Genomic DNA, 22,743 nt, shown 5'->3' with positions numbered 1-22,743 from the left:
TTATTCATCAGATTAACATGTTGAACAGATTTAGATTTTTGTTCAGTTCGGTATAGGCGATACCTTTGCGGTTCATGCGTTCAATGAGCGGGTGGTAGTCTTCCTTGTACATCAGCTCAATGCCCACCAAGGCAGGGCCATTTTCCTTATCATGCTTTTTCGTATATTCGAACCGGGTGATATCATCATTCTTCCCTAGAACTTCCTCCAGGAATTCACGTAAAGCTCCTGCACGCTGCGGGAAATTAACCATGAAATAATACTTCAGACCTTCATAGATCAGGGAACGTTCCTTGATCTCCTGCATCCGGTCGATATCGTTGTTCCCGCCACTAATTACGCAAACCACCGTCTTGCCCACGATTTGCTCACGATACTGCTCAAGCGCCGCAACAGCCAAGGAACCGGCAGGCTCCACAACGATCGCATTTTCATTATATAACTCCAGAATAGTTGTGCAGGCTTTGCCTTCTGGTACTTTCACAATGTCATCAAGTATACTATTGCAGATATCAAAGGTGAGATCGCCAACACGTTTCACCGCTGCGCCATCCACGAATTTATCAATATCATCCAACGTCACAACCTGTTTGCGGAACATCGCCTCACTCATGGAAGCTGCACCAAGTGGCTCAACTCCAATGATGCGTGTCTCTGGACTCACGGTCTTCATGTAGGTTCCCACGCCGGCTGCCAGCCCTCCGCCACCAATCGTCACGAATACATAGTCGGCATTCTCATCGAGACTTTCCATGATTTCCATCGCTACCGTACCATTACCTGCAATAATCTTGGGTTGATCAAAAGGATGGATAAACGTCATGCCCTGTTCGTCACATGCACGCATCGCTTCAGCATAAGCATCATCATACGTATCTCCGATCAGCACCACTTCAACGTTGCTGCCGCCAAAACGTCTCACTTGCTTCACCTTCTGGTTCGGTGTTGTACTCGGCATGAAGATTTTGCCGTTAATTCCAAGGGCATTACAGCTAAAAGCAACACCCTGAGCGTGGTTACCCGCACTTGCACAGACAATACCCTTCTCCATCTCGGCTGGTGTCAGACTGCGAATCATATTATAGGCGCCTCGAATTTTGAACGAACGCACCACTTGAAGGTCTTCCCTTTTCAGATACACATTACAGTTATATTTGGCCGACAATACAGCATCCCGCTGTAACGGCGTTCTTACAATGACCTCACGCAGCACATGATGTGCGCGTACGATATCTTCCATGCCAACACTGGCACGACCGGGACTTGTGGTTCCCGTTGGTTCTTGTTCAACTGGTTTCATGTTGTCTCCACACTCCGCTTTTATGGTCTATATAAGTTGAACTAAAGTTTTATTTACACTGACACTACGATGACAGAATAACCCTCCAATCGCTGTTATCCCCAGATTTTTTCGATTCCCTTTTCTCAAGGGAAAAATCCGGTGATAAAGGCGAACGCTTCGCTTTTTCAGGTTCTTTCTGTCCTCTCCGTTATCGTGTAAATCACTAATTCAACTTATCTAGCAATGTCGCGCACTGCTTTTCTTTGTATTGTATCACTTTTGCTCTGTTCTTGCGCCTGAGCTCACGTCATTTATCATTCGTACAATTTCATCAATAATGACCTGAGGGTCTGTATACATAACCATATGTCCCGATTGATCGGCCCCAATCCATCTCGCATTAGAGAGCTGGCTCACCGTCTGGCGATGCGCCGTGATGAGGGCAGGCCTGATTTTCCCCTCTCCCTTGCCCGGGTTCGTACCCGAGATCACGCTAACTTCCAGATTACCCAGAGCCGGAGGATGTTCCAGCAACGCTGCCATGTCATCCAGAAATGTTTTTCCTTCCGCAAGCATCGTGCTGGCTGCCCGTACAGTGAAATCCTCCTTGAGATGATCCGCTGCCACATCGTCAGGCTGAACACTTCCAGCTTTGCTGCCAAGTTTCTTATATAAGCCAGTCCGCGCCATGATTGGAATAATGAAACCATTGATGGCAAAGCTCTTTTTAGTAAGCTTGGAAAAATACATTTCGCAATGCTCGTCTGATGGATCTACCAGGATAATGCCACGTAATCGAGATAGATGTGCAGCTGCCGTAGCCCGTACAATCGGACCTCCCCAGCTATGTCCAACCAGAATGAATGGGCCCGGGCCCAGAGCTGTCAGCAGTTCCCCAAGATCCCCTGCAATACGTTCAAGGCTGCGGGGAGCCGAGTCGATATCACTTTGTCCCGCCCCTGCCCTGTCATACACAACTGCACGTGCATGCTCAGCAATGGCTGGTGCAACCAGTCCCCAGTTTGATCTGGAGGCGCCCATACCGGACTCAAACACCACCGTCAGGTCTCCTATCCCCTTGGACATATAATGTAGTTTGCGACCATCGCGGGTCTGAACAAACGCACTTGAACCAAATGTATGTGAGCTAGGGTTAGAATTCATATTCCCCTCCTGATTACGTGGATAATCATCTTTCACCGAATCTAATTGAAAATGATTATCAATTACTTTATTATAGAATAATCCATGCTTTACGACAACCATGTTGCTTCAGCAAGATACAGCCGTTCTGTCGCTTCTATCACGTTTCAACGATCATTCCCCGCCCCACCGTTCTGCTAAGCCTCCTTTTTCCTTATGGAAAAGAAAACCCGATCCATAATCGGATCGGGTAACTGTCCCTGCCACTATGCGGCTAGGCATCATATATAAAATATAAAAAAACAGCCCGATTTCAATTTCCATCAGGGCTGTTTTTAACTGCTTTAGCTTCACGATACCCAGGATTAAACATATCGCTCATTTAATAAGGAAACAACAATTTATGCCTGTGTCTTAAACCAAGTTGCCGCAGCTTCTGCTTCGGTACGAGTCAACTGATGACCTTGACGCTCCCAATGTGTGTTTACATTGGCACCTGCACCGCTCAGCAACGAAGCAAGTTCCTCCGTCTCACGTCTTAGTACAATCGGATCGTTCTCGCCCGCACCAATGAACACAGGCAGACCTTTCAGATCCGGCAGTTCCAGTCCGCGCAGCGGTACCATCGGGTGATGCAGAATTGCACCTTTGAATACATTTGCTTGATGGAAGATCAAACTTGCCGCAATGTTGGCACCGTTAGAGTAACCCAGTGCATACACGTTGGACCGATCAAAACCGTATTCCACCGCAGCTGCATCGACAAAAGATCCCAGCTCTGCCGTACGAGCAATCAGATCTTCTTCATCAAAAATGCCTTCGGCCAGGCGGCGGAAGAAACGGGGCATCCCGTTCTCCGATACATTACCCCGCACCCCAAGTATGCCAGCTCCTGGTGCGATCATCTCCGCCAGACCGATCAGATCGTTCTCGGTTCCGCCTGTACCGTGAAGTAACAGGATTGTTGGCGCATCCGGCTGAGCACCTGCTTTATAGATATGTTTCATTGTATTGGTTGTGGTCATGATTTGGACTCTCCTTTCCATTCACGTACTTCAATTCGTGGCAACAATTGTTCAATCTGCTCACGCTGTGGTTCATACCATTCAGGCAGCATCAGTTTCTCACCCATGCTCTCTGCTGGTTCATCCCGTGAAAATCCTGGAGGATCCGTAGCCAGTTCGAACAGTATACCACCCGGCTCCCGGAAATACACAGCGTTGAAGTATTGACGGTCAATGACTGGCGTTGGATGATATCCGGATTGTTCAAGATCCTGCTGAATTTGTTCATGTTCCACGTAATCTTTGGCACGCCATGCAATATGGTGGACCGTTCCGGCTCCACCAATCCCGCGCTGGATGCCTGTGGACTGAATATCGATGATCTGACCGATATCGCCGCTTGCCTGAAGACGAAGGAGTCCGTTCTCTTCACCGACTTGCTCCAGACCCAGTTTACTCACCAAGACGTCCATGGTTTTCTCAGGAACGTGGCTGAACAATACGGCTCCGCCAAATCCTTTGATGGCATGCTCCGGTGTCACACCGTTGAAAGTCCAGCTGCTTGGCTGACCACCTTCACGCTCAACCAGTTCAAGCAACAGACCGCCTTTGTCGAAGAAACGAATGTATTGCTCACCGAATCTGGTTTTATTTTCATATGGAATATCGAAGGAAGCAAGACGTTCTTTCCAGAAAGGCAGGCTTCCTACCGGAACCGCATATACGGTAACTCCAGTCTGACCGGAACCAATGACACCTCTTCTTGAATTTTGCTGTGGGAAAAAGGTAATGATTGTGCCCGGTGCACCCTGCTCATTCCCGTAATACAAGTGATACACGTCCGGTGCATCAAAGTTAATTGTTTTTTTCACCAGTCTGAGCGCCAACACACCTGCGTAAAAATCAACGTTTTTCTGCGCATCGTCAACAAAAGCTGTAATATGATGAATTCCTGAAGTTCTGAACATAATCTCCACTCCCTTGTTTTAGTTGTATCATAGGTTGTTTTTACTTCTTTTATTTATTGCTTTTCGTTATTTATCTTTAAGTTAAGATTCTTTAAATTTATATTAATCCATTGAACCTCAATATGCAAGCTTTTATTTTAAAATTAAGATTTAATACAAAAAGCAGGCCCCGATCACTCCGGGAACCTGCATATCGTTATAACGATTGATTAGGTTGGTATTCCTGTATTACTTTTGTATTACTGCTTCTTAAACCAGTTTCATTCTTTTTGGTGGATTCACCAAATCTTTATGTTCGTATTCATCCTTGATATCTCCGACAATCTCTTCAAGGATATCCTCCATCGTAACCATACCTACCGTAGCACCTGCCTCGTTTTTCACGGTTGCAATGTGTACACGGCTTTGCTGCATCTGGATCAGTACATCCTTGATTGGAGAACGCTCGGAGAAACTCGGGGTATTGTGAACAAATGTCTCCATATTGAAGTCTCTGCCCGCAGCTACACTCGTCAGCATTTCTTTGGTGTTAATAAAGCCCACAAAATGCGCCTGATCCCCATTTGCAATAACAGGGTATCGCGTGTATTCATGTCGATTCAGCGTCTCAATAATCTGATCAAGCGGCATTTCCTTATTCAACGTAACAATTTTATCACGTGGAATCATAATCTCCTGAAGCAGACGCTCATCAAAAGCAAAAATGTTTTTAAGATAGTCCAGCTCCGTCTGATTGATCTCGCCACTCTCATAACTCTTTGCCATAATCAGTTTCAGCTCTTCCTCCGAGTGAACGGTATCATGCCCGGCAGGTTTTACACCAAATATGCCAAGCAACAGACGAGCAGCTCCATTTAATGCATAAATGAACGGATTCATGATTTTACCGAACCAGTACAGTGGTGGTGCCAGCAACAACGTCATTCTCTCTGCAAACTGGATCGCCAGGGTTTTTGGTGCCAATTCACCAATAACCACGTGCAGGAACGTAATGATCGCCAGAGCGATACCGTAGGAAAGCACGGTAGACAATGCCGCCGGCACTTCCATTCGCTCAAACAGCGGATGCAGCATTTTCTCAACGGTAGGTTCACCCAAGGCTCCCAATACCAGCGCCGTGATGGTAATCCCCAATTGACATGCCGACAGATAATAATCCAGGTTGTGCGCCACTTTTTTGGCCAGTACTGCCTTTTTGTTCCCTTCCGAGATCAGTTGATCGATTCGGGACATCCGTACTTTAAGAATTGCAAATTCGGCTCCAACGAAAAAGGCTGTCAGACCTATAAATACGGCTACTAAAAATAAATTCAAGGCTATTATTCCGTCCAATGATTTCCCTCAGGTTGAGGGATTCACCTCCAAGTAAAATTTATATTAAGGTTGCACGAGTGATGTTCCGGTGACGGCTCGTTCTTCCGATCGCCATTGCCTCCAAATTTTCCTGATTGTTGTTTTCAAAGGTTTAAAATTGGTTTGCAAACGCGAACGCTACGCTTCTTCAGAATCGATTCCGTCCCCTACACTGTTACGTTGCCAAAACGCTTTAAATTCTGAGGGCAATATCACGCCAGATCGCTTGTAGCTTCCTCAACCTGCGCACCGCTCACTCGTTCCAGAAGAACTTGTTTGATGTGATAATTTTCAGTGTCCACAACGGTCCAGACATAATCACCATGTTCCACCGTGTCGCCTTTTTCCACACCTACACCCTTCTGGTATTGAATCCATCCGGCCACGGTATCCATCTCTTCATTTCCTTCAAAGCTAAGCCCGAACTGCCGCTCCACTTCATCCAAAAGTACCCTGCCGTTAATGAGATATTGATTTTCTCCGGTCTCCTGAATATCGGCCACCTCATCAGCATCGAATTCATCGCGAATCTCACCGACAAGCTCCTCCAGAATATCCTCCATTGTAATGATTCCCGAGGTACCGCCGTATTCATCCACGACCACGGCCATGTGTACACGTTCCTGCTGCATTTTTATCATCGCATCTTGGATACTTGTAACTTCTGAAACGAACGGGATCTCGCGAACGAATTCACTTAGTTGATACGATCTTGCAGCAACCATGTCAGGCAAAATCTTTTTCACATTCACGACGCCGACAATACGGTCCTTGTCCCCATCCTCGATGACAGGGTAGCGTGAATAGTTATGTTCATCCAATATAGGAATAATATCGTCATAGGTCATATCCTGACTTAATGTCACCAGTTCCGTGCGCGGGACCATGATGTCTTTGGCATCACGTTCATCGAATACAAATACATTTTCCAGATATGAAAGCTTGGTCTTGTTATTCTCGTCACCTTCATAACTCTGGTTCATAATGATTCTGATCTCGTCCTCCGAGTAAGCTTGATCATGTTCCGCAGGTTTCACACCGAATCCCCGCAGAAGAACACGTGAGGCTCCATTCAACGCCCAAATGAACGGGTACATGACTTTACCAAACCAGTATAATGATGGGGAGAGCATCAATGTCAGTTTTTCCGAAAACTGAATTGCCAGCGTTTTGGGCGCCATTTCACCTACAACCACATGCAAGAACGTGACGAGTATAAAGGCGATCGCATAAGAAGCAATCGACGAGATTGAAGCAGGTACGTCTAAATAATTGAATACCGGATATAACAATCTCTCAACCGTCGGTTTTCCGAGTGCACCCAGTCCCAGTGCGGTGACCGTAATACCGAGCTGACAGGCTGACAGATAATAATCCAGGTCCGAGACAACTTTTTTGGCGAGTACAGCCTTTTTATTGCCTTCCGCGACCAGTTGATCCACTCTTGATGTACGAATTTTGACTACAGCAAACTCTGATGCTACGAAAAATGCAGTCAATGCAATCAAGATAATAAGTAAAGCGATATTCAATATGGTAATTATGTCCAATGATTTCCCCGGTTCTCAGGGATTCACCTCCAGAGATAGTTACAGCGTGATCCGTTAACTACGTTAACCATTCATGCGCTGTTTGTCGTTCATCATGGCTTATGCCTTATATGAAATCGAATAATGATCATATTTGTATATGTCATACGGTTTGACCTTGTAAAATACAAAACAGGAATTCAAGATGAAGTCAATGACTTGCAGAAACTTCTTCATTCAAATCGGGTTACCCCTCATGCTGTCAATTGTTCCTCGCTTAACTCCACCTAGATTCGCCATTTGGACAATTTACAATATCGCCTACCCAATAGATATCCACCTCCCCTCATACGCATTCCTGTTTCCGAAAAGTATACCATGATTCCAATACAACCATCCAGTTGCACGTTATGGTTTGGCACAAGCTTACAGTTTAATGTTCACAAATTAGTCTTTATGTATGTTACGAACTTGATATAAAGATATGTTTGGTATTACCTTATAATGTGATATTCTTCACATAATTAGTATAGTCCAATTTATAAAAATACTACCCTTTACTTTAGGTCATTAAACATGTGTGTTTACATAGCATACATCTATATACGCAACAAAGAGCCCGCAGGATGCAACAACCTTACGGCGCACATCTTTACGGGCTCTCTCCTATTTATCCTACACCAATGCTTTGGCAGCAATATCCGTCCGCTGATGTTTGCCATCAAAATGGATACATTCCGCCTGTGCGTAGGCTTTGTTTCTAGCTTCTGCAATATCCGCGCCAAGGCCAACTACGCCCAGGATCCGTCCACCATTCGTGACCCAGTCTCCTGCTTCACTACGCGCTGTACCTGCGTGGAATACCACGGCATCTTGCACTTGTTCGAGACCTTCAATGACTACGCCTTTGGCATAAGGACCCGGATAACCTCCTGAAGCAAGCACCACACATACTGCGGCTTCATCGCTCCATTCAATTTCAATGTCTGCCAGCTTACCATGAACAGTTGCCCAGAAGATATCGAACAGGTCACTCTTCAATCGTGGCAAAACAACCTGTGTCTCGGGATCACCGAAACGTGCATTGAACTCAATCGTTTTGGGTTTACCATCTGGTGAAATCATCAGTCCAGCAAACAACACGCCTTGGAACGGACGCCCTTCGGATACCATGGCCTTGGCTGTTGGTTTGATGATCGTCTCTACGGCTTCTTCAATAATGGATGCAGGAATGTGTGGCAAAGGTGAATATGTACCCATACCGCCTGTGTTTGGCCCCTGATCATTATCGAATACAGGTTTGTGATCCTGTGCTGCCGCCATTGGACGAACCGTCTCCCCATCGACAAAAGCCAGAATCGACATTTCCTGTCCTGCGAGGTATTCCTCAATAATCACTTTGGCTCCTGCTTCACCAAATACTTTCTCCACCATAATACTGCGAAGTGCCTGATCAGCCTCTTCACGGGAATAAGCTACCGTCACACCTTTGCCCGCTGCCAATCCATCTGCCTTGATGACAACTGGAATCGCTTGCTCATTCAGGTAAGCCTGTGCCTGTTCGTAGTTATCGAATTTTTCATAGGCTGCGGTTGGAATGTTGTATTTGTGCAGCAGGTCCTTCATGAATGTTTTACTTCCTTCGATCTCTGCTGCATTACGACGGGGTCCGAATACTGGAATACCTGTCGAATCAAATGCATCCACGATCCCATCCGCAAGCGGATCATCCGGACCAATAACCACCAGACCCACTTTAAGCTCTACAGCAAGAGCCGTTAGTTTATCGAATTCATTTACCGCAATGGCATGACACTCAGCGAGCTGAGCAATACCTGCATTTCCCGGTGCACAGTGAATCTTGTCTACCTTTGGACTCTTTGCCAGCGCCCAGATGATGGCATGCTCCCGGCCACCGCCACCTACTACCAAAATATCCATTCGTTCTGTTCCCCCTCCGTGCATAACTGGATTTGTTACGTTATTGCGTGTTGATAAGCCTAAAAAAGAGGGGGTGTACCATAAGTCATAGATATGACTGGCGACACCCCTTATTAAACCTTTTTCGCTCTAGTGCTTGAAGTGACGAACGCCTGTGAAGACCATGGCAATTCCGTATTCATTCGCTACTTTGATGGATTCTTCATCTTTGATCGAACCACCAGGTTGAATCACTGCTGTAATTCCGGCTTTTGCTGCCAGTTCCAGCGTATCACCCATTGGGAAGAACGCATCAGATGCTAGAATAGCACCTTTTGCTTGCTCGCCAGCTTGCTCAATTGCAATTTTGGCTGCACCCACACGATTCATTTGTCCAGCGCCCACACCTACCGTCATATCATTCGCAGCAAGTACGATCGCGTTCGATTTCACATGTTTAACTACTTTCCAGCCAAACAACAGCTGTTTCAGTTCTTCTTCCGATGGCGCACGATCCGTTACCACGTTCAGCTCGCTCGCTTCAATGGAGTGCACATCGGACTGTTGCACGATCATACCGCCGTCGATGGACGTAACCACGAATTGGCTCTCCCGTTTACGAGCAGCATTCAGTTCGCCCGTTTTGAGCAAACGAATGTTTTTCTTCTTCGTCAGGATATCGAGAGCCTCTTGCGTAAAGTCAGGAGCAAGTACGATTTCCAGGAAAATCTCGCTCAATTTGCCTGCTGTATCGCTATCGATAATGCGGTTCGCTGCCACAATGCCACCAAAGATAGATGTTGGATCTGCAGCATATGCTTTGCTGTAAGCTTCATAGATACTTACGCCAATGCCCACGCCGCATGGGTTCATATGTTTAACCGCGACAACGGCCGGTTCTTCAAACTCTTTGACAATCTGCAATGCTGCGTTCGCATCGTTGATGTTATTGTAAGACAACTCTTTGCCATGCAATTGCTCGGCTGTTGTCAACGTATCTTGAGCAGCCAGCGGTTTGCGGTAGAATGCCGCCTGCTGGTGTGGATTTTCGCCATAACGCAAATCCTGGAGTTTTTCGTAAGTAACCGTCAGACGCTCTGGCAGTGGATCACCATTTACGTTGGACAGGTAGTCGGAGATGAGTGCATCGTAAGCCGCTGTATGGCGGAACACTTTTGCCGCAAGCCGTTTGCGAGTTTCGAGAGTGGTATCTCCATCGTTGCGCACTTCCTCCAGCACTTGGCTGTAATCAGATGCGTCTACAACGACACTGACAAAGGCATGGTTTTTGGCTGCCGAGCGAAGCATCGTTGGACCACCGATATCGATGTTCTCGATGGCATCTTCGTATGCCACGTCCGGTTTCGCAATAGTCTCTTGGAATGGATATAGGTTCACGACAACCAGATCGATATAGCCGAGACCGAGTTCTTCCATCTGGCGTGTGTGCTCTTCGTTATCACGCACAGCCAACAACCCACTATGAACTGCCGGATGCAATGTTTTGACACGTCCGTCCATGATTTCCGGAAATCCGGTCACATCCGAAATTCCGATGACAGGTACGCCTTCCTTCGACAACAGGCTGCTTGTACCTCCTGTCGAAATAATCTCCACACCCATTTGCGACAGCTCGCGGCAAAAGTCCACGATGCCCGTTTTATCCGATACGCTAACCAGCGCTCTTTTGATACTCACAATATGCTCCTCCTTTAATGTCCCATGGCTTCGCGTTTTCTGACGAAACACAGCCGATTTATTTCCCGAGAAATATCACAAAATGCGTACCAATATTCGACTTCTGTTATATAAGTGGAACCAAGATGTTTACACGGGACACTCCGATGACAGAACAACCTTCCAATCGCTGTTATCCCCAGATTTTTTGATTCCCTTTTCTTAAAGGGAAAATCCGGTGATAAAGGCGAACGCTTCGCTTTTTCAGGTTTTTTCTGTCCTCTCCGTTAATGTATAAAAATTTTTCAACTTATATCAAACCGGTTTGTTAACAGTGACGTGACGTCCGTCTAACTGAACCAGACCTTGCGCGAACCAGGAAACAACTTCAGGGTATAACTGCTGTTCAGCTGCATGGATGGAACGGCTGATGGTTTCAGGGGTATCCTCTGGCAAAATGGGAACAGGATGCTGGGCAATAATCGGCCCTGTATCCATGCCACCGTCTACAAAGTGCACGGTCACACCCGTCACTTTCACGCCATAATCGAGAGCCTGTCCAATCGCATCCTTACCTGCAAATGCCGGTAGCAAGGACGGATGAATGTTAATCAGCCGCCCTGCGTAACAATCCACCACAACAGAAGTCAGCAATCTCATATATCCTGCTAGAACGACCAAGTCTATCTTTTTGGATTCTAGCACTTCCACGATCTCTGCCTCATAGGCTTCACGGGAAGCATAATTTTTCGGAGTAAACAGATGACAATCCACGCCTGCGTCCTGTGCCCGCTGCACAACACGTGCAGCCGGTTTATCACACACGAGCAGATCAACGGACGCATTCAGCCCACCGTTTCGTACTGCATCGACCAGTGACTGAAAGTTGGACCCTTCACCCGAGGCAAATACAGCTATGCGGTAGTTCCCCATTAAACATCCGCTCCCGTGAAGGTTACTCGCGCATCTCCTTCAGTAACACGGCCAATGATGTACGCTTCTTCACCAGATGCTTTCAGTTGTTGCAGCGCTTCTGTTGCATCTGCTTCATTAACGACCAGTACAAGCCCAACACCCATGTTGAATGTGGTGAACATGTCACGGTTTGAGACAGCTCCCTTTTCCTGTAACAGGTTGAAGATCGGCAGGATCGGCCAAGAGCCGTAGTCAATATCCACATTCACGTTGCTTGGCAACATACGTGGGATATTCTCGATGAAGCCACCACCTGTAATGTGTGCCATGCCTTTTACTTTTACCTTTTCCAGCAGGGACAACAGAGGTTTAACATAGATCTTTGTAGGTTCCAGCAGGGAATCACCCAGCTTACCGCCCAGTTCCGCTACTTCATCATGCAGATCAAGTCCCGCATCTTCCAACAAAAGTCTGCGTACCAGCGAGAATCCGTTACTATGCACACCGCTGGAGGCCAATCCAATCACTGTGTCGCCAGGTGCGATGGTTGTACCGTTGATGATCTTCGCTTTGTCCACGATGCCCACCGTGAATCCGGCAATATCGTATTCGCCTTCACTGTACATGCCCGGCATCTCCGCCGTTTCGCCACCGATCAGCGCACAACCCGATTGATGACAGCCTTCAGCGATGCCCGCAACAATAGCTTCGATCTTCTCAGGAATGACTTTGTCACATGCCAGATAGTCAAGGAAGAAAAGTGGTTCTGCACCCTGTACCACAATGTCGTTCACACACATCGCTACCGCGTCGATTCCGATGGTATCGTGACGGTCCATGGCAAATGCAATTTTCAGCTTGGTGCCTACACCATCCGTACCGGATACAAGCACCGGCTCATCGTATTTATCTTTGTTCAAACCGAACAGGGCACCGAATCCACCCAGATCCGTCATCACTTCCGGACGGAAGGTACGCTTCACGTGTTTTTTCATCCGTTCAACCGCTTCATTACCTGCCGCGATATCGACGCCGGCCTTTTTATATGCTTCAGACAAGTGGAATCATCTCCTTTTTTTTCGCCCCACCTAAATCCTCCCGCCCGGGAGGACCCCATAGGACCTTGGCAGGCCCTCTGGACACCCGCCAAAAAAAGCGGTGCAGAGGTGGCTGGTGTGATCTTGCTATGGTTGGTTCGTTCGTGATCTCGCGGGATTGTTCGCCGATTCCGTTGGCTGTAAGCCATCGGTCGGCGAACCCCGCTCAGCTACGCTGCGGGGCAAGCCCGCTGGACAGCTGCTTCGCTCGGCTGCCTGGCCCCTATTGCTCCGCAAGGCGGGGCTTAACGGCGCGGGCTAGGCCCGGGGGCAGCTGCTTCGCCTGGCTGCCTAGCCCCTGTTGCTCCGCAAAGCGGGGCTATAAGGCTAACAGCTGCAGCCGAATTTTTCTTCGCCGTTGAAATCGAGGCGGGTTGGGTAATCATGATCAAAACATGCGAGGCAAAGCCCGCCCTTGGGATCATCCTGATTATCTCCCTGAATCGATGCAATCAGTCCATCGGGACTGAGGAACTCCAGGGAGTCCGCATTAATTTCACGGCAGATTTCTTCCACCGACAACTGTGAAGCAATTAATTCACGGCTGTCAGGCGTATCAATACCGTAGAAACACGGGTTTTTGAAAGGTGGTGATGTAATTCGCACATGGACCTCGGTAGCTCCTGCATCACGCAGCATGTTCACGATCCGACGGGAGGTTGTTCCCCGTACGATGGAGTCATCAATCATGACCACACGTTTGCCTTCCACAACGCGACGTACAGCGCTCAGCTTCATCTTCACACCCTGCTCCCGCAGTTCCTGGCTTGGCTGAATAAACGTACGTCCGGTGTATTTGTTCTTGATCATACCCATCTCGTACGGAATACCCGTTTGCTCCGCATAACCAATGGCCGCCGAGATGCTGGAATCTGGTACCCCCGTAACCAAGTCCGCATCCACAAACGACTCAATCGCCATACGGCTTCCCATCCGTTTACGAGCAGCATGCTGGTTCGTACCATTCATATCACTATCCGGACGGGCAAAATAAATATATTCCATCGCGCATAATGCCTTGCGGTGTTTGTGATGATCAAAGCGATCCTCGTGCAGACCATCTGCATCCAGCACAAGCAATTCACCCGGCTCGATATCACGAATCAACTCTGCGCCGATTGTTTCCAGTGCACAAGTCTCGGATGCAAACAGATACGCATCTCCCAGCTTACCCATCGTCAGCGGACGAAGTCCGTGCGGATCGGAAGCCACGAGCAGCTTGTCGTTGGTCATGATCAGAAACGCATAACCACCCACAATGCGCTGGAATGCCTCTTTTGCAGCCTCAACAAGCCCCTTGGAGGATCGTGCAATCAGATGCGCAATGACCTCGGTATCACTTGTTGTTTGAAAAATGGACCCGCTCTGCTCCAGCTCACGCCGGATCGTTGGTGCATTCACAATGTTTCCGTTAGTCGCTACTGCGAGATCACCATCACGGTATTTAAATACCAATGGCTGTGCGTTCGTCAGTTTACTGTCACCACTTGTTGAATAACGGACATGTCCAATGGAAATATCCCCAGTCAATGTCTGCATCAGGTCTTTGGTGAACACTTCTTTCACCAGACCCATACCGCGATGATAGTTAAACTGGCTGCCATCACTCACACACATGCCTGCACTCTCTTCGCCCCGATGTTGCAGCGCATGCAGTCCATAATAGGAGAGCGAAGCCGCGTCAGGGTGTCTGAACACCCCGAACACGCCGCATTCTTCTTTCAATTTGTCGAGTCCGTCCTTGCCGGACCCTTCATTATAATAATCGCCTGTCCACAACGGTCCTGTCGTCAGTTCATGAGACATGGAATCGCATCCTCCCAGACCTGAGCTAAACCTCCTACAGGTTCGCTCACGGCTGATGTTCCGTTCAATTCAATCGTCAGGTTACTTCCTTCTACACGTCCAATCACAGCTACAGGTACACCGCGCTCACGTACAAATGCCTCAAGTTTACCCGCTTGCTCTGGCGTAGCCGACAACAAGATACGGGATTGGCTCTCACTGAATAGGGCGTGATCTGCACGCAGTGCAGTCTCGACATTTACCTGTGCTCCTACGTTACCACTGATACAAGACTCTGCGAGTGCAACAGCCAAGCCGCCTTCAGACAAGTCATGTGCCGAGCGAACGAGACCGGATTGAATAGCTTCCAGCACCGTGCTGAGCAACGCTTTTTCCGTTTGCAAGTTCAGTTCTGGCGGACGACCTTCCGTCTGACCATGAACCGCGTATTGCAGCTCGCTGCCACCCAGTTCAGCTTTTGTTTCACCGAGGAGGATGATGACATCACCTTCGGACTTGAATGATTGTGTCGTGATATGATCCGTATCATGAACAAGACCTACCATTCCGACAACTGGCGTTGGATAGATGGAGCCTTTGGCGTTTTCGTTATACAGACTTACGTTACCACCGATGACCGGCGTATCCAGCACACGGCAAGCTTCTGCCATACCGTCTACGGCTTTCTCCATTTGCCAGAAAATATCCGGCTTCTCCGGGTTACCGAAGTTCAGGTTGTCCGTGATCGCCAGCGGCTCCGCACCGGAACATACAATGTTACGCGCTGCTTCACTCACGGCAATCCGTCCACCAACTTCAGGATCAAGGTACACATAACGTCCGTTACAGTCCGTTGTCATCGCGAGACCTTTGCGTGTGCCACGAATCGTAACTACGGCTGCATCCGAACCTGGACGAACGGCAGTACTTGTACGCACCATGTAGTCGTATTGATCATACACCCATTTTTTACTTGCTACTGTTGGGGAAGCCAGCACTTGTTTCAACGCTCCGCCGAGATCCGACACTTCGTCGTAACGAAGCGTGTCGATGGAGGCACTTTGCTCGTAGTACGCAGGTACAGAAGACGGTTTGTCATACACTGGACATTCGTCAACCAATGCCGTTACTGGCATATCTCCGACCACTTCGCCGTGGTGGATCAATTTCAGACGACCGTCATCCGTTACTTTACCAACTTTGGCACAGATTACGCCCCAACGTTCAAAGATTTCCATCGCCTGCGCCTCATCCTTCGGCTCAACAACGAATAGCATCCGTTCCTGGGACTCAGACAACATCATCTCGTAAGGCGTCATGCCTTCTTCACGCTGTGGTACCTGATCCAGATACAATTCCAGACCGTTACCCGCTTTACTTGCCATCTCTGCACTTGAACATGTCAGACCCGCAGCACCCATATCCTGAATACCGAGCACGATGCCCGTGTCGATCAATTCCAGACAGGATTCCATCACCAGTTTCTCCATAAACGGGTCACCGACCTGAACCGCTGTCCGTTGGGACTCGGATTCTTCCGTCAGTTCAACCGATGCAAAGGTTGCTCCATGAATACCATCCCGGCCAGTTGGTGGGCCCACATAGTAAACCGGGTTACCTACACCTTTAGCTACACCGCGCTGAATCTTGTCATGATCAATTAGACCCACACACATGGCGTTAACCAGTGGATTACCTTCGTAGCTCTCATCAAACATGACTTCGCCTGCAACGGTAGGAATACCGATACAGTTACCGTATCCAGCAATACCCGCTACCACATGTTCGAACAAATATTTAACGCGATCGCTCTCCAGCTTGCCGAAACGAAGGGAGTTCAACAACGCTACCGGTCTTGCGCCCATGGAGAAAATATCACGGATAATGCCGCCCACGCCTGTTGCCGCACCTTGATAAGGCTCAACCGCGGAAGGATGGTTATGGCTTTCAATTTTGAATACAACGGCCTGGTTATCACCGATATCCACGATACCGGCACCTTCACCAGGTCCCATCAGGACACGTGGTCCAGTGGTTGGGAAACGGCGCAGCAATGGCTTGGAGTTTTTATAAGCACAATGCTCGGACCACATTACACTGAACACACCAATTTCCGTGTAGTTTGGCTTGCGCCCCATGAACTCACAGATCAGCTCATACTCGCTGTCAGATACGCCCATTTGTGCGTAAAGTTTATGTTCTGCGACCTGTTCTGCTGTTGGTTCCTTAGCGGATAGCTGCTGCGTCATGCCGATCCCTCCATGCTTTCAAAATAGATGTAAACATACGTTTGCCGTCTTCCGAACCAAACAGTGAATCCACTGCACGCTCTGGATGCGGCATCATGCCGACCACGTTTCCAGCCTCGTTACAGACTCCTGCAATATCACCCAGAGAGCCGTTCGGGTTGGTACCATACGTAAATACGATCTGGTTGTTCGCTTGCAGACTCGCCAGCGTCTCCTCGTCGCAATAATAGTTGCCTTCACCGTGAGCAATCGGGATGATAATCTCTTCGCCGGGTGCATAGTCACGTGTAAATGGTGTATCTGCGTTTGCCACTTTCAATACCGTATCGTGACAACGGAATTTCAGGGAAGTGTTACGGATCAATGCACCTGGAAGCAATCCCGCTTCCGTCAGGATCTGGAATCCGTTGCAAATACCCAAAATATATTTACCTTGTTCAGCAGCTTTCGCTACCTCGTTCATTACCGGTGCAAAGCGGGAAATCGCTCCGCAACGCAAGTAGTCACCATAAGAGAAACCACCTGGAACTAAAATACAATCATAAGCCGATAGATCTGTAGCCGTGTGCCATACATAATCAACCTCTTGTCCAATCGCATCTTCCACTGCCTTGTAACAGTCGATGTCGCAGTTGGAGCCAGGGAACACAAGAACTGCAAATTTCATGAGATTAACCCTCCAATTCGTAGCGGTAATCTTCAACAACGGTGTTGGCCAGCAGCTTTTCACACATGACTTTCAATCGTTTCTCCGCTTCCGCACGATCTGTTGTATCCAGGTTCAATTCCATGACTTTACCGATCCGTACACTTTCCACTTCGTTGAATCCCATGGAATGCAGGGCTCCTTGAACAGCTACGCCTTGCGGGTCGAGTACGCTTTGCTTAATAGTGACATATACGGTTGCTTTGATCATGATCCTTATGTTCCTCCTCAGTAATGAACGGGATAAATGCTTTACGCTGTTAAAAAGGGTGACTTGGGGCGCTTGCTCCGGGGCGGATTGTTCTTCCGGTCGCTTGTTGTCCCCAGGTTTTTTGATTGTTTTGGCCCACTGTGCGGTCAAAACCCGGGGACAAAGGCGAACGCTATCGCTCCTTTAAGAACAATTCCGCCCCTACGCTAGTCCATGCGACGTTTTTTAAAGGCCTAAACCTTTTACGTTGCACGGTGTGTAATGGTCTAGTCTGACCATTACTTGGAAAGAGTGAATGGTCTTCAAGTTACTTTAGTAATCAATGAATTTAACTCTCATAATCTTTTCAGGCTTCCCTGCCTGCGGGTAGCCACCGCTCTTAAATTGCCTCATCCACCAGTTTGAACACTGGCGGAGGGAAAGATTTGAGCTAGAGAAACGAAGTGCTCGCCTTTGCAACCGGAATGTTTCCTTTTAAAAAAAGGATTCCAATCAAAACATTCCGGGGGCAACAGCGATCGAAAGCCAAACTTTCTCGTAGTCCGCTCAAACGTTAGTCTCCTCAAACGTTATTATTTCGTTAAACGATTATAAATATCGACGTATCTTGCGGTTGTTGCTTCAACTACCTCTTGTGGGAGTGGATCGGGTTTACTGTTCTTGTCCCAATCGGTTCCAGCGAGATAGGTGCGCACTGGCTCTTTATCCATGCTGTCGATCTCGATGTCCAGTTCATAGTTCTCTTTGGCCCAGAAGCGTGAAGCATCTGGAGTGAAGATTTCGTCAATCAGGATGACCTTGCCATCCACGATGCCGAACTCGAATTTGCAGTCTGCGAGAATGATGCCACGCTGATCGCAGTAATCACGGGCGAATTCGTACAGGCGCAAGCTTTTTTCCTGAAGCTCAACTGCGAGTGCGTCTCCCACCAGTTCTTTCATGCGATCCATTGGGATGTCCTCATCGTGACCAACATCATTTTTGGCTGCCGGTGTGAAAATTGGAACTTCGAGCTTGGCGTTTTTGCGAAGTCCATCAGGCAGTTTAATGCCATTCACTTCACCACTCGTCTCGTATTGTCTCCATCCCCCACCAGTGATGTATCCACGCACGACACATTCAATATCAATGCGTTCTGCTTTGCGGGTTACCATGATGCGGTCTTTGAGCAATTCAGGGTCTGTGATGAGATCACCCAGTTGATTCACATCGGTATGAACGACGTGATTCTCCATCATGTCACCCGTCAGTTCGAACCAAAAGCTGCTGAGTTTATTCAGTACGTTTCCTTTCTCGGGAACCGCCGGGTCCAGCACGTAATCAAATGCCGATATACGGTCCGTAACCACGATCAGAAAATGTTCACCCAGATCGTACAATTCACGTACTTTTCCTTTATATAACAGAGGTGCTTTAACGAGATCTGCCGCAGTGGACAGTGCCATGGGCTCACCTTCTTTCAGGAGATGTAAAGTATACGTCCAATTCCCCTTATCACGCGGGTCCACTCCGAATGCAGAACAACCTTCCGATCGCTGTTATCCCCAGATTTTTTGATTCCACTTTTGCAAAGTGAAAATCCGGGGATAAAGGCGAGCGCTTTGCCTCTTCAGGTTTTTTCTACCTTCTCCGTTCCAGCGTGAACACATAATCAACCTATACTTTTAGGGAGTAAAACTTGTTCTAAATTTGATAAAGGCGCAGCGTATGCTTCCGAAGTAGCTTTCTTTCAAAAAGCTTTTAGCTTTGCTTCTTCAGCTTATTTCTGTCCTCTGCGTTCCCTGCGAAACCATCATTCTGCGCTATAGCCTTATGGGAGTTATATATTAATCGTTCAAGCCGAGCTTTTTGAAGATGGTGTCTACGTGCTTCAGGTGCCATGACGGGTTGAATGCATCTGCGATTTCCTCTTCGTTCAGCACTTCTGTGATTTCCGGTGTGGATTTCACGATATCCTGGAACTGGCGTTGTTCTTCCCATGCTTGCATCGCACGTGGTTGAACGGTATCGTACGCTTGCTCGCGGCTGAAGCCTTTGTCGATCAGTTTTGTCATGATGCGACCGGAGAACGGTACCCCGTAGGTGCGCTCCATGTTGCGTTTCATGTTCTCAGGGAAAACCGTCAGGTTCTTCACGATGTTACCAAAACGGTTCAGCATGTAGTTCAGCAGCATCGTTGCATCCGGCAGAATGATACGTTCTACGGAAGAATGTGAGATGTCGCGCTCATGCCAGAGCGTTACGTTCTCGTATGCGGATACCATGTGTCCGCGAATAACGCGGGACAGACCAGAGATGTTTTCACTACCAATTGGGTTACGCTTGTGCGGCATTGCTGAAGATCCTTTTTGACCTTTAGCAAAAGCTTCTTCCACTTCACGGAACTCACTCTTCTGCAGTGCACGTACCTCTGTAGCAAACTTGTCCAGGGACGTTGCGATCAACGCCAGTGTAGCCATATATTCCGCATGACGGTCACGTTGTAATGTTTGGGTCGAGATCGGCGCAGGTTTCGTGCCCAGCTTCTCGCAGACAAACTCTTCAACAAACGGATCGATGTTCGCGTATGTTCCTACTGCGCCAGAGATTTTGCCGTATTGTACATTGTCTGCCGCATGACGGAAACGCTCCAGGTTCCGTTTCATCTCTTCATGCCACAATGCCATTTTCAGTCCAAATGTCGTTGGCTCAGCATGCACACCGTGCGTACGTCCCATCATTGGTGTGTGCTGATAAGCCAGTGCTTTTTCACGAAGAATTTCAATGAAATTCACGATATCCTTTTCCAGAATTTCATTCGCTTGACGCAGTACATAACCCAGAGCCGTATCCACGACATCTGTGGAAGTCAGTCCGTAGTGCACCCATTTCCGCTCCGCACCCAGACTTTCAGATACCGTACGTGTAAATGCGATAACGTCATGACGTGTTTCCTGTTCAATCTCATAGATCCGGTCGATGTCAAAAGATGCGTTCTGACGAAGCAATGCTGCTTCTTCCTTAGGAATTACACCCAGTTCAGCCCACGCCTCACATGCACAAATTTCAACTTCCAGCCACGATTGGAATTTGTTCTCTTCGGTCCAGATGGCTCTCATTTCGGGTCTGCTATAACGTTCAATCATGAATTTGTATTCCTCCAGAGGTTAGTTTGTTCAATCCATTGCAATCCTTCTTCAACATCCTGACAGAGCAGATTCACATGCCCCATCTTCCGTCCTGTTTTTGCTTCAGTTTTACCATATATGTGAAGCTTGGGAATCACACCGAGTTCTATCGCTTCTGCATCAGGTTGCCCTGTTCTGGCGATAATGCCTTCCAGATGTTCTCCAAGCACATTGACCATAACAACCGGACTCAATAACGAAGTGTCCCCGAGTGGTAATCCGCAGATCGCACGGATATGTTGTTCGAACTGAGAAGTCGCACAAGCTTCCATCGTATAGTGACCAGAATTATGCGGTCTTGGTGCCAGCTCATTGACGTACAGTCTTCCATCCGCCGCTACAAACAGTTCCACAGCCAGCAGTCCAACAGCCTTCATCGATTCTGCCACCGCTGCTGCCAGCTTTTGCGCTTCAATCTGGATATCTGCGGCAACTCTAGCCGGTACAATTGAAGCATGCAAAATGTTGTTCACATGAATGTTCTCCGCTGGCGGGAACGTTTTGATCTCCCCATTTGTACTACGCGCTACAACGACCGATATCTCGCATTCAAACTTGATGAATTGTTCCAACACCAGTTCCGCACCAGTAGCCGCAAGTTCTTCGTATGCCGCAACAGCCTGACTTGCTTCCCGGATGACCCGTTGACCTTTGCCATCGTAGCCTCCAGTCACCGTCTTCAGTACACACGGCACTCCAAGTTCGCTAACAGCAGCAAGCATTGTATCCGCACTTGTGATCTCACGATAAGGCGCGACTCTTACTCCAGCAGCTTCGATCGCACGTTTTTCACGCAACCGATGTTGTGTGGTGTACAGTAACGCACTTCCTTGTGGAACGTAAGACTCACGCTCGAGCAGCCCAGCGACTTCTGCATCCACATTTTCGAATTCATACGTAATGACATCGCATTGCCGAGCCAGTTCAAGTGCAGCTTTGGCATCGTCATAACCAGCTTCAATCTGGCGAGCAACTTGACCACAAGGTGCATCCGCAGCCGGATCAAGAGTAACGAATCGATAACCCATTGCCGTTCCTGCGAGCGTCATCATACGTCCGAGCTGTCCGCCTCCAAGAATGCCGATGGTTGTTTTCCCGGGCAACAGGACTTTTTTTAGCTCTCCTGCTATACCGGATTGGTTCCCGACTCTATTCATAGTTCTTCACTACTTTCGAGTACTTCTTGTTTGATGCGCTCTCGGCGAGCTTCAGAGCGACGTTGGACATCCGGGTCAAAAGCACCGATCATTTGAGCTGCCAGCAATCCTGCATTCGTTGCCCCTGCCTTGCCAATCGCCACAGTTGCGACGGGAATACCACCAGGCATCTGAACAATGGACAACAAGGAATCGAGACCGTTCAATGCTTTGGACTGAACCGGAACGCCAATGACCGGAAGCATCGTTTTGGCGGCAACCATACCGGGTAGATGTGCTGCCCCGCCTGCCCCTGCAATGATCACCTTGAATCCTCGATCAATTGCTTGCTCTGCGTATTCAAACATCAAATCCGGTGTACGATGGGCGGAGACCACCTTTTTCTCATACCCAATCTCCAGCTCATCCAGCACCTCGCACGCATGTTTCATCGTTTCCCAATCCGACTTGCTGCCCATAATTACAGCGACTTGCAGTGACATGAATACATCCAACTCCCGTCTGAGCTTTTTTGATTACATCTGACTATTAAGGAACTCTTATTACGTGTGAAATGAAAAAATCCGCTACCCGCGAAAAC

The 22,743-nt window shown here is 48.2% G+C and carries 18 protein-coding genes; all 18 read right to left on the bottom strand.

What is annotated here, in order from left to right; translation table 11 throughout:
- Positions 1-7: 7 nt before the first annotated feature.
- Positions 8-1,300 carry a threonine ammonia-lyase IlvA gene (gene ilvA, locus NST33_RS03760; protein ID WP_017690682.1) on the bottom strand — a complete coding sequence of 431 codons (1,293 nt, stop codon included), beginning with the start codon at positions 1,298-1,300 and terminating at the stop codon, positions 8-10.
- 255 nt (positions 1,301-1,555) lie between these two features.
- Positions 1,556-2,446, bottom strand: a complete 891-nt coding sequence (locus NST33_RS03755) for an alpha/beta hydrolase (RefSeq protein ID WP_221818715.1) — start codon at positions 2,444-2,446, stop codon at positions 1,556-1,558.
- Between the two features lie 380 nt (positions 2,447-2,826).
- Entirely contained in the window at positions 2,827-3,432 is a 606-nt protein-coding gene (locus NST33_RS03750; RefSeq protein WP_221818798.1) for an alpha/beta hydrolase, read from the bottom strand.
- 14 nt (positions 3,433-3,446) lie between these two features.
- Positions 3,447-4,400 carry a ring-cleaving dioxygenase gene (locus NST33_RS03745; RefSeq protein ID WP_339308601.1) on the bottom strand — a complete coding sequence of 318 codons (954 nt, stop codon included), beginning with the start codon at positions 4,398-4,400 and terminating at the stop codon, positions 3,447-3,449.
- A gap of 246 nt (positions 4,401-4,646) precedes the next feature.
- The gene (locus NST33_RS03740) at positions 4,647-5,729 is read right to left on the bottom strand and encodes a hemolysin family protein (RefSeq protein ID WP_221818713.1); all 1,083 of its coding nucleotides are present in this window, start codon (positions 5,727-5,729) and stop codon (positions 4,647-4,649) included.
- Between the two features lie 233 nt (positions 5,730-5,962).
- Positions 5,963-7,300 carry a hemolysin family protein gene (locus NST33_RS03735; RefSeq protein ID WP_339306800.1) on the bottom strand — a complete coding sequence of 446 codons (1,338 nt, stop codon included), beginning with the start codon at positions 7,298-7,300 and terminating at the stop codon, positions 5,963-5,965.
- Between the two features lie 654 nt (positions 7,301-7,954).
- Positions 7,955-9,220, bottom strand: a complete 1,266-nt coding sequence (purD, locus tag NST33_RS03730; RefSeq protein ID WP_339306798.1) for a phosphoribosylamine--glycine ligase — start codon at positions 9,218-9,220, stop codon at positions 7,955-7,957.
- A 129-nt stretch (positions 9,221-9,349) separates the two neighbouring features.
- Positions 9,350-10,897, bottom strand: coding sequence for a bifunctional phosphoribosylaminoimidazolecarboxamide formyltransferase/IMP cyclohydrolase (gene purH, locus NST33_RS03725; RefSeq protein ID WP_169482947.1), 1,548 nt, complete (start codon positions 10,895-10,897; stop codon positions 9,350-9,352).
- A 294-nt stretch (positions 10,898-11,191) separates the two neighbouring features.
- Positions 11,192-11,809, bottom strand: a complete 618-nt coding sequence (gene purN, locus NST33_RS03720) for a phosphoribosylglycinamide formyltransferase (RefSeq protein ID WP_221818710.1) — start codon at positions 11,807-11,809, stop codon at positions 11,192-11,194.
- Entirely contained in the window at positions 11,809-12,849 is a 1,041-nt protein-coding gene (purM, locus tag NST33_RS03715) for a phosphoribosylformylglycinamidine cyclo-ligase (protein ID WP_076329579.1), read from the bottom strand. The genes purN and purM overlap by 1 nt, the downstream gene beginning before the upstream one ends.
- Before the next feature lie 366 nt (positions 12,850-13,215).
- Positions 13,216-14,694 carry an amidophosphoribosyltransferase gene (gene purF / locus NST33_RS03710; RefSeq protein ID WP_339306795.1) on the bottom strand — a complete coding sequence of 493 codons (1,479 nt, stop codon included), beginning with the start codon at positions 14,692-14,694 and terminating at the stop codon, positions 13,216-13,218.
- Positions 14,679-16,922 (bottom strand): phosphoribosylformylglycinamidine synthase subunit PurL, encoded by a 2,244-nt coding sequence (gene purL, locus NST33_RS03705; RefSeq protein WP_339306793.1) that lies wholly within the window; start codon positions 16,920-16,922, stop codon positions 14,679-14,681. Before purL ends, purF begins: the two co-directional genes overlap by 16 nt.
- Positions 16,900-17,589, bottom strand: coding sequence for a phosphoribosylformylglycinamidine synthase subunit PurQ (purQ, locus tag NST33_RS03700; RefSeq protein WP_036606071.1), 690 nt, complete (start codon positions 17,587-17,589; stop codon positions 16,900-16,902). The genes purL and purQ overlap by 23 nt, the downstream gene beginning before the upstream one ends.
- Positions 17,590-17,593: 4 nt before the next feature.
- Positions 17,594-17,839 (bottom strand): phosphoribosylformylglycinamidine synthase subunit PurS, encoded by a 246-nt coding sequence (gene purS / locus NST33_RS03695; protein ID WP_017690695.1) that lies wholly within the window; start codon positions 17,837-17,839, stop codon positions 17,594-17,596.
- A 572-nt stretch (positions 17,840-18,411) separates the two neighbouring features.
- Positions 18,412-19,284 (bottom strand): phosphoribosylaminoimidazolesuccinocarboxamide synthase, encoded by an 873-nt coding sequence (locus NST33_RS03690; protein ID WP_076253839.1) that lies wholly within the window; start codon positions 19,282-19,284, stop codon positions 18,412-18,414.
- A 381-nt stretch (positions 19,285-19,665) separates the two neighbouring features.
- The gene (purB, locus tag NST33_RS03685) at positions 19,666-20,964 is read right to left on the bottom strand and encodes an adenylosuccinate lyase (RefSeq protein WP_047840491.1); all 1,299 of its coding nucleotides are present in this window, start codon (positions 20,962-20,964) and stop codon (positions 19,666-19,668) included.
- Positions 20,961-22,163: a 5-(carboxyamino)imidazole ribonucleotide synthase gene (gene purK / locus NST33_RS03680; protein WP_237178153.1), complete on the bottom strand. Its 1,203-nt coding sequence runs from the start codon at positions 22,161-22,163 to the stop codon at positions 20,961-20,963. The genes purB and purK overlap by 4 nt, the downstream gene beginning before the upstream one ends.
- Positions 22,160-22,645, bottom strand: a complete 486-nt coding sequence (purE, locus tag NST33_RS03675; protein WP_017690699.1) for a 5-(carboxyamino)imidazole ribonucleotide mutase — start codon at positions 22,643-22,645, stop codon at positions 22,160-22,162. Before purE ends, purK begins: the two co-directional genes overlap by 4 nt.
- Between the last annotated feature and the right edge of the window lie 98 nt (positions 22,646-22,743).

The organism is Paenibacillus sp. FSL L8-0435 (assembly GCF_037965655.1).
Taxonomy (GTDB): domain Bacteria; phylum Bacillota; class Bacilli; order Paenibacillales; family Paenibacillaceae; genus Paenibacillus.
Note: the sequence above shows the minus strand (reverse complement) of the source record. Positions and strands in the feature narration are given on the sequence as shown.

Coding starts and splice junctions, on each gene's coding strand:
- ilvA (WP_017690682.1), bottom strand. CDS start 1,300: ATGAAACCAGTTGAACAAGAACCAACGGGAACCACAAGTCCCGGTCGT.
- purN (WP_221818710.1), bottom strand. CDS start 11,809: ATGGGGAACTACCGCATAGCTGTATTTGCCTCGGGTGAAGGGTCCAAC.
- purQ (WP_036606071.1), bottom strand. CDS start 17,589: ATGAAATTTGCAGTTCTTGTGTTCCCTGGCTCCAACTGCGACATCGAC.
- purE (WP_017690699.1), bottom strand. CDS start 22,645: ATGTCACTGCAAGTCGCTGTAATTATGGGCAGCAAGTCGGATTGGGAA.
- NST33_RS03750 (WP_221818798.1), bottom strand. CDS start 3,432: ATGAAACATATCTATAAAGCAGGTGCTCAGCCGGATGCGCCAACAATC.
- purK (WP_237178153.1), bottom strand. CDS start 22,163: ATGAATAGAGTCGGGAACCAATCCGGTATAGCAGGAGAGCTAAAAAAA.
- purS (WP_017690695.1), bottom strand. CDS start 17,839: ATGATCAAAGCAACCGTATATGTCACTATTAAGCAAAGCGTACTCGAC.
- purF (WP_339306795.1), bottom strand. CDS start 14,694: ATGTCTCATGAACTGACGACAGGACCGTTGTGGACAGGCGATTATTAT.
- purL (WP_339306793.1), bottom strand. CDS start 16,922: ATGACGCAGCAGCTATCCGCTAAGGAACCAACAGCAGAACAGGTCGCA.
- purB (WP_047840491.1), bottom strand. CDS start 20,964: ATGATTGAACGTTATAGCAGACCCGAAATGAGAGCCATCTGGACCGAA.
- NST33_RS03690 (WP_076253839.1), bottom strand. CDS start 19,284: ATGGCACTGTCCACTGCGGCAGATCTCGTTAAAGCACCTCTGTTATAT.
- NST33_RS03755 (WP_221818715.1), bottom strand. CDS start 2,446: ATGAATTCTAACCCTAGCTCACATACATTTGGTTCAAGTGCGTTTGTT.
- purD (WP_339306798.1), bottom strand. CDS start 9,220: ATGGATATTTTGGTAGTAGGTGGCGGTGGCCGGGAGCATGCCATCATC.